Genomic DNA, 1,408 nt, shown 5'->3' with positions numbered 1-1,408 from the left:
GTTCATTTTCAAGTATTATTTCCTCGCGCCACGACGCAACGCCTGTCCCGATGCAAATCGGGGGCGCCACGACACGCAACGATTTTTCATTTCAGATTACCACTCTGACGATAGACGATGGACGATGGACGATGGAATTTTGCTCACTCGGATTCGTCATGCCAATCGATCAACCAATTCGAGTCGTATTCTGCTTCCGGCTCCCGGAAACTTCCATCTTTGTTTTCAAGGTATGTCTTGAATGCATAAAGTTTTTTCGCTAACGTTTGAGAATCGCGATACATCTCATTCAACCTGTCAGCAGGTAGCATTTTTCTTTTCTCAACAATTTTCAGAATTGCCACCGTTTCAATCAAAGAGCGGAGGGCTATACCCAAAAATCTTCTCTGTACTTTGTCCGATCCGCCGGAGGATCCTTCTGCAATGTTCAGGCAAACGGAAGTAGCGGCCCTCCGCCACTGCGAAACCAGGTTGAACTTTTCATCTTCCGGGAGGGCACCTGAATATTCATACACTCTCTCGAGGTAGTCGAGTGCAAGTTTCCAAACCTCGAGTTTTTCAAACTTGTACACCAGTCGGACAAAGATCTATGAACGATGAATGGTGGTCTATCGTCTATTGTCTATCGTCCATCGTCAGCGGAACGCGCTCACCTCGTAAGGATCAACGCAAGCGAAATCAACGACGACAACACACCCAGCCACGGCCCCACCTTCTGCACCGGATCCACCACAGTCAGCATCTTGGCCTTGCCCGGCTGCACGTAGATGATGTCGTTTTGCTTGAGGTAGAAATAGGGCGACTGGAAGAGGTTGCGGTCGTGCAGGTTGATGCGGCCGTACTCGCGCACGCCATTGTTTTCGCGAATGACCAGGATGTTGTCGCGGCGGCCCACGTCCGTCACGTCGCCGGCTTGGGCGAGGGCTTCGAGGATGGTGACGCGCTGCTGCGTGAAATTCTGCACTCCCGGATTTCGGACTTCTCCCATTACACTCACTTTGAAATTGAGGAAGCGCACGCGCACCACGGGGTCGCGCAAATAGGGCTGCAAACGCTGTAGAAGAAGCTGCTTTACTTCCTCGAGCGTGAGTCCCCCTACATGCAAGGGCCCCAAACCGGGAAAATCGATATACCCCTTGGGGCCTACCAGATAACCTATAAGTGGATTCTGGGCAACATTGGCACCAAGGTTTGTAATATTCGTACCCATGATCAGGTTGTACGGCTTGCTGAGCTCCTCATCTATTGTGTGAACACTAATGTACAAAATATCGTCGGGCTGCACGCGCAAGCGGAAATCGGCTTCGATGGGCACGGCCCCTTCCGGAAACTCGGGTCCTTCGTTGAATACCAGCAAATCGCGGTAGCGGACACAGGAAGTGCCCATGAGCAAGATCAGAAGGTAGAG

The 1,408-nt window shown here is 51.5% G+C and carries 2 protein-coding genes; both read right to left on the bottom strand.

Annotated elements, in window-relative coordinates; translation table 11 throughout:
• Nucleotides 1-143: 143 nt before the first annotated feature.
• Nucleotides 144-587: a four helix bundle protein gene (locus D6694_15735; GenBank protein ID RMH33089.1), complete on the bottom strand. Its 444-nt coding sequence runs from the start codon at nucleotides 585-587 to the stop codon at nucleotides 144-146.
• Between the two features lie 62 nt (nucleotides 588-649).
• Nucleotides 650-1,408, bottom strand: a 759-nt coding sequence (locus D6694_15730; GenBank protein RMH33088.1) for a polysaccharide export protein, incomplete at its 5' end; no start/stop codon positions are given.

The sequence above is a fragment of the Gammaproteobacteria bacterium genome, from assembly GCA_003696665.1.
Classification (GTDB): domain Bacteria; phylum Pseudomonadota; class Gammaproteobacteria; order Enterobacterales.
The sequence above is the reverse complement of the archived record's forward strand: the minus strand, read 5'-3'. Positions and strand labels throughout refer to the sequence as shown.